Below are 5,898 nucleotides of genomic sequence, written 5' to 3' on the forward strand. Positions count from 1 at the left end.
AGTCGGTTTGCCATTTGGGCAAATGAAATGTACATGACAGAATGTCCAAAGCCTTGACCGAGCAAAGCCCCAACAGCACCAGTGGCAAAGAAACCGATAACCATTGATAAAAGAGCGACAGGAATGAATTTAGCAGAGGCTTTCACCAAAAGTTTGCGGTTCATCCCTAGAATTGAGCCACAAATAAGCGCTGCAATATAAAAATCTAGAAAACCCCAATCACTCATGAAACTAGAAGTGGCTGAGACAACTGATCTTGGAATCAATCCTGTTGAAGCTAAGATTGCGGCTAACAGCAAGGTAAAGACTGACCTACCACCAAGGTAAGTATTCCAAAATGGTAATCGTTCACCAAGGAAGTAGAAAAGATGTCCTAAAACGACCAACATAAAAGTAATTCCAACCATATTGAGCGGTAGTTTCCCCATAGCAATAACAACAGCTAAAATGATAACCAGAGCCTTATAAAGTGGAGCGGAAACACCCGCAATTTTAACGTTCGAGAATTTTTTCATACGAATGGTTATCCTCCTTCATTAATATTTTGGATACCATTTAAGGTCACGAACAGCTTTAGCCATGTCTTTTTCTTCAGCTTGAGCCAAACCTTGTTCTTGAGCTTTTTTGGCAACAGCTTCCGCAACTTTGATAGAAACTTCAGCAACGTATTGGAATGGAGGAAGAACAGGTGCTCCTGGTTGACCTGGATCTACAAGACCACTAAGTGAGTGAGCTGCAGCACCAATCATTTCATCTGTAAGAAGTGATGCTTCAGAAGCCAACATACCAAGACCAAGACCTGGATAGATTAGAGCATTGTTTGCTTGACCGATTTGGTAATCAACGCCTTTGTAGCTTACTGTACCTGAAGGCACACCAGTAGCAACGAAGGCTTTACCGTCTGACCATTCTATAACTTGCTCAGCAGTTGCTTCTAATTTCTTAGTTGGGTTTGAAATTGGGAAGATAACTGGACGTTCAGTGTTTTCACACATTGCTTCAACAACTTCTTTAGTGAAGGCACCAGCATCAGTTGATGTACCAACCAAGATTGTTGGTTTAACTGTTTTAATAACGTTAAGAAGGCTTGTCATATCACCGCAGTCAGCGAAGTCTTCACGTTTTTTAGCAAATGGTTTTTGAGCAGGTGTCAAATCTTCCATGTCATCGAAAAGAAGACCTTGTTTGTCAATCATGAAGAAGTGTTTGTAAGCTTCTTCTGGAGTCAAACCTTCTGAAACCATTTCAGCGTGAACGCGGTCAGCAATACCAGCACCAGCAGAACCACCACCGTAGCATAGGTAAACTTGGTCAGTTAGTTTTTCACCAGTGATGTCCATAGCACCGAAGATACCACCAAGAACTACGATACCAGTACCTTGGATGTCATCGTTAAATGTTGGAATTTCTTTTTTGTATTTGTTAAGAATGTTCGCAGCATTTGAACGACCGAAATCTTCCCAGTGAAGGTACAATTTAGGGAACATGTTTTCAGCTGTTTGAACGAATTTGTCGATAAATTCGTAGTATTGGTCACCTGTAACACGTTCGTGGCGGTTACCAAGATACATTGGATTATCCAAAAGTTCTTTACGGTTTGTACCAGCATCGATAACAAGTGGCATAACTGATGCAGGATCAATACCAGCTGCAGCTGTGTAAATCATCAATTTACCAACAGAGATATCCACACCTTGTACACCCCAGTCACCGATACCAAGGATACCTTCAGCATCTGTTACAACGATCAAACGGATATCGCGGTCGCCAGCAGCATTACGCAATGTTTCTTCGATGTTTTCTGGGTGGTTGATATCAAGGTATGCAGCGTATTGTGGGTCAACGTACAATTCACTGTATTCTTCGATTGTTTCAGCGATAACTGGATCGTATACAATTGGGTTGAATTCAACGATGTGTTGGTTGAATAGGTAGTAGAAAAGTGTACGGTTAGTGTTGAAGATCTCCATCAAGAGATGACGTTTTTCAAGATTTGATGGCTTACGCAAGAAATTTTGGTAAGCTTGTTCAGCTTGTTCTTCAATTGTTTGAACGTAAGGCGGTAAAATACCAAGCAAGCCAAGTTCTTTACGTTCTTCCATAGTAAAGGCAGTCCCTTTATTTAAAAACGGGTTATTTAGAATTTCATGTCCACGCATGATTTTTCCTCCTGATAGTATATTAAATATGTAGAAAGATCTTATGCGGGTCATTATAAACTTCCAAACTTCTTATAGTCAAACCCATCAGTTTTAATAAATAATATTTATAAGTAGAATCCCAAAGAATATGATAAAATAAGTCAAGGAGGTAGGCATGAACTTACGTGATTTAGAGTATTTTTACCAGTTAGCCAAATCAAAATCCTATACTGGAACAGCGCAGCATTTCAAGGTCAGCCAACCGACAATTTCTTACGCTATCAAACGTTTAGAAAAAGAGTTGGACTGTGACTTAGTCATTAAAGATCCTTCGCACCGTACTGCCGAATTAACCTTACAAGGTGATATTTTCCAAAGTCACGTGGAGGATGTCTTACTACAAATCAAAACAGCAGTTAATGAGGTTCACCAATCACTCAATCCTATGACGACCGTTGGTTTCCCGCCCATTATCTGTAATTATATTTTGACTGAATTGCTGGAACAAAATGAAAACTTGGAACCTTTTTCACAGGTAAAAGCCATTCGTGGCGGTTCAAATAGCCTCATGATGAAATTGCTCGATGGACAAATTGATTTTAGTCTGCTTGGCTCACTAGCTCCCTTAAAAAATGACCAATTGGTCATCCGACAACTCTTCAAAAAAGATTTTTACGTTGTCCTTTCTAAAAATCATCCACTAGCTAAACAAAAAGAATTATCATTCCAAGATATTCTCTTTGAAAAATTCATTCTGCTAGATGAACACAACATCCACTTAACAGCTTTCAACCAGTTAAATCATCGCTATCACGACCAAGCATCCGTCTTATTCAAAATCGATGATGTGTCAGTAATCAAGCAAATGGTTGCTGAAAACATGGGAATTTCACTTTTATCTGATATTGCTCTTGCTAGTGATTCTGATCAACTGATCAAAATCCCATTATCAAAAGAGGATAGCATCACATTTTACGTCAGCTATGCCCATTCAAAACATGCTGTTTTATCAGATGAAACTGAAAAACTGATTGATTTGATTGAAAAAGTGTCATAGCAAATAAAACAAAAAACTCAACCCTATCGGGTTGAGTTTTTCCATGTTGAATTTTTAATAGAATGAATCAGGCTCTTTGGTGTAATTTGCCCATTTTTTACTTAGAAATTGTTTGTTGATTTGGTAGTTTGGTTTACTTTGCTTTTCAGTCAAGAACGGGTTAACAGCCTTATCCATAGCTACCCAGCCATTCCAGCCCATGTGGATAGTATCTTCCATGAAGTAAGCCTTATCACCATCTCTTGAGAAATCAGCAATATTTTTAAATCCTTGACTTTGCAACTGGTATTTGATTTTTTCAACTGCTTTTTGGTACATGTCTTCGTTAAGCCCTGTATAATCTGACCATTTGCTATTAACAGGTGGGATAACAAAAAGAACATTGGTATCATTTTGAGCAAATTGGTTCAATACCAATTGTAGATCGTTGTACTCCGGTGATTTTAAGTAGTTAAATTTACGTTGAGAATTTTTTAAATCTTTCAATATCGGTTTGATACGAATATCATAAAAACCGTTGTCGATTCCAAAGGTATTACCACTACTTGCTTTTTTACCATCAGCTGTTGCTAGTTTTCCTAGTTTCTGATATGAAAAAGCATTTGGGAGTTTTTTAGCTTGAGTAACTACTTTGCTATCGTAATGATCAATCACAGAAACGCGACTGAAGAAAGCATCTTCTTTTTGATAAACAACACTTTGAGTTCTGAGTTTTCTCTTATCAGCTGCTGATAATTTTTTGCCTTCAGCTACTTTTTCCATCATGTCTTTGAATGAAGACTCTGGATAAAGTTTCAAGAAACGTTTAGCAGCATAACGATCATAAGCTGTTCCTGTTTGGCTTTGCAAGAAATCAATGGCTTGTCCACTGCTAAAATAAGATTGAAACGCGTCAGCATTGGCACCCTTAGCCGTAAACCACTGAGGAGAAATGAAATAAACGGCTTGTTTATTTTTCAACTCATTATTGATTTGTTGGATGCCATAAAAGTGTGTCAATGAGGCAGATCCTCTTTGGCCAAGCAAATATGGTGTATAAGAACGATTGTAAGCTTCTGCAATGACAGAAGGGTGCATTTTATCAAAGCGCAGCCACTCACTTGAACCAAAAAAAGGAACGAAACGATGATTTGGATCCGTTAAAGCACGAACCTTTTTATATTTGCTTTTAAAACCTGTTTTACTTAAGGAAACAGCGTCTTTCTTTTCTACTTTTAGGGAGTGCGATTTATTCGAAAGCGAGACACTACCCAGACTAATGACAACTAGCAAAAAGGCACAAATAACTGGTCCTAGAATTTGCCAAAGGCGTTTAAGCATTGCGAAGTTCCTCAATTCCAGCAATGATTTTATTAGCGGTATTCCAATCATCACGTCCAAATTCTGAAATTGGAATATCAATATCAAAATGACTTTCCAATTCAACAATCAATTCGACAGTTCCCATACTATCAAGGACGCCTGCGTCAAACAAATCTTCATCCATCATGTCTGAAACGTCTTCCATAAAAAGATCATCAATAATTGCTAATACATCTGATTTAATATCCATTTGCTAAACTCCTGTTGAAGCCGTTGCTAAAATAGCTGTTGAAAATAAAGCGACTGCTTTAATCTTTTTCATTGGTTTCCTCCTTTATTCATTTCGTTGGCGATGATAGCCAACTCCTGTTAACACAAGAAGATTATCTCCGTTTCGATTAATTCTCTCAGCAATGATAAAGTGTTTTCGCTTGACGGTTAGAATTGCTGAGTAGATCTCGTGAAAACGGAGAATCTCTTCACTAACAACTTGCCAATTGCCATTAACCATTCGTTTTTCTTGCACTACTGCAAACTTTGGTCTGACAATGGCTTGCCTTCCGTCAACAAGGTAAAGAATAGCTTCACCTTGTTGTCCAAGAAGACGTAAGTCTGATAGAGTCATTTCTGGTCTATCAAATACTTTTTGTAAGTTTGGTATAGCAAACTCCTTTCTGCTGCTTATGTAGAAATAAATTCTATCCGCAAATTTAAACGCATGAGTAATACTCACAACTCCTAAACAGGAGTTAAGCCAGGACGTGCCTTCCCTTTTAAAAGGCTGTTACACCGTCTTCCTTATTCATTGTTATTCCATAGGCTTGCTGATCAGATCGGTGTTGGTGTTTAATTGTCAAAGGGCACAAGCAGTTTTAAGACCTGCTTAGGTCAAGACTGACATTTTGAGTTCTCCTTGTAGTATCACTGTTTATCCTTTGACGGTAATATAGTCATCTCATCATCAGCCATAAGTGGGGCATTGTGAATTTCAATTGTTAGTAAGGTAATGCCCGCAAGAACAATAAAGCTAATAATAACAAACACAATGCTAAACATAGTTTCCTCCTTGCAAACGCAGTTCATGATAAGCCTTTGCATTTCGATGTGCAATTTCTTTTTGCTCATACAGTCGTTCTTGTTTTAAGTTTTCTAGTGATTTCAGCAAATAGGCTAATGGTGATGCACTATCCTTTGGAATACGTTCAATCATGTTTAATACTTCAGCACTTGTTACATAGCCACTTGCTAAATATTGTCCGATTTTCATTTTCTGGTTATGAGTCATTGTTAGGACATCTGGGAAACCAAACATCTGGTCATTGTATTTATCAGCAATTATTTGCAAGAGAGAATAATACTTTGGTTCAACGAATGGAGTTGATTGATTTTGTGATAATG

At 38.0% G+C, this 5,898-nt stretch carries 7 protein-coding genes and 1 pseudogene; 1 reads left to right on the forward strand and 7 read right to left on the reverse strand.

Annotation, left to right across the window (positions count from 1 at the left end; all coding sequences use genetic code 11):
* On the reverse strand, positions 1-515 hold a 515-nt coding region (locus tag B3473_RS05985; protein ID WP_293677917.1), incomplete at its 3' end, for a 2-hydroxycarboxylate transporter family protein.
* Positions 516-536: 21 nt separating this feature from the next.
* A complete protein-coding gene (locus B3473_RS05990) occupies positions 537-2,159 on the reverse strand; it encodes a malolactic enzyme (RefSeq protein ID WP_264879387.1) in 1,623 nt (540 codons plus the stop codon).
* Between the two features lie 157 nt (positions 2,160-2,316).
* Here B3473_RS05990 and B3473_RS05995 point away from each other — a divergent pair, with 157 nt between their 5' ends.
* Complete coding sequence (locus tag B3473_RS05995) at positions 2,317-3,198, forward strand: LysR family transcriptional regulator (RefSeq protein ID WP_235281078.1); 882 nt, start codon at positions 2,317-2,319, stop codon at positions 3,196-3,198.
* A gap of 54 nt (positions 3,199-3,252) precedes the next feature.
* Here B3473_RS05995 and dltD read toward each other — a convergent pair whose 3' ends face one another.
* The 5 genes and pseudogenes from dltD to B3473_RS06020 form a co-directional block, all read right to left on the reverse strand.
* Entirely contained in the window at positions 3,253-4,518 is a 1,266-nt protein-coding gene (dltD, locus tag B3473_RS06000) for a D-alanyl-lipoteichoic acid biosynthesis protein DltD (protein ID WP_235281079.1), read from the reverse strand.
* The gene (dltC, locus tag B3473_RS06005) at positions 4,511-4,750 is read right to left on the reverse strand and encodes a D-alanine--poly(phosphoribitol) ligase subunit DltC (protein WP_015695707.1); all 240 of its coding nucleotides are present in this window, start codon (positions 4,748-4,750) and stop codon (positions 4,511-4,513) included. The genes dltD and dltC overlap by 8 nt, the downstream gene beginning before the upstream one ends.
* Before the next feature lie 84 nt (positions 4,751-4,834).
* Positions 4,835-5,161, reverse strand: coding sequence for a hypothetical protein (locus tag B3473_RS06010; RefSeq protein ID WP_014295381.1), 327 nt, complete (start codon positions 5,159-5,161; stop codon positions 4,835-4,837).
* A gap of 260 nt (positions 5,162-5,421) precedes the next feature.
* A complete protein-coding gene (locus tag B3473_RS06015) occupies positions 5,422-5,556 on the reverse strand; it encodes a hypothetical protein (RefSeq protein ID WP_268828079.1) in 135 nt (44 codons plus the stop codon).
* Positions 5,549-5,898, reverse strand: a pseudogene (locus tag B3473_RS06020) (replication initiation protein); the annotation flags it as partial. The pseudogene B3473_RS06020 and the gene B3473_RS06015, both read right to left, overlap by 8 nt.

The sequence above is a fragment of the Streptococcus sp. UBA632 genome (assembly GCF_002300045.1).
GTDB classification, from domain to species: domain Bacteria; phylum Bacillota; class Bacilli; order Lactobacillales; family Streptococcaceae; genus Streptococcus; species Streptococcus alactolyticus.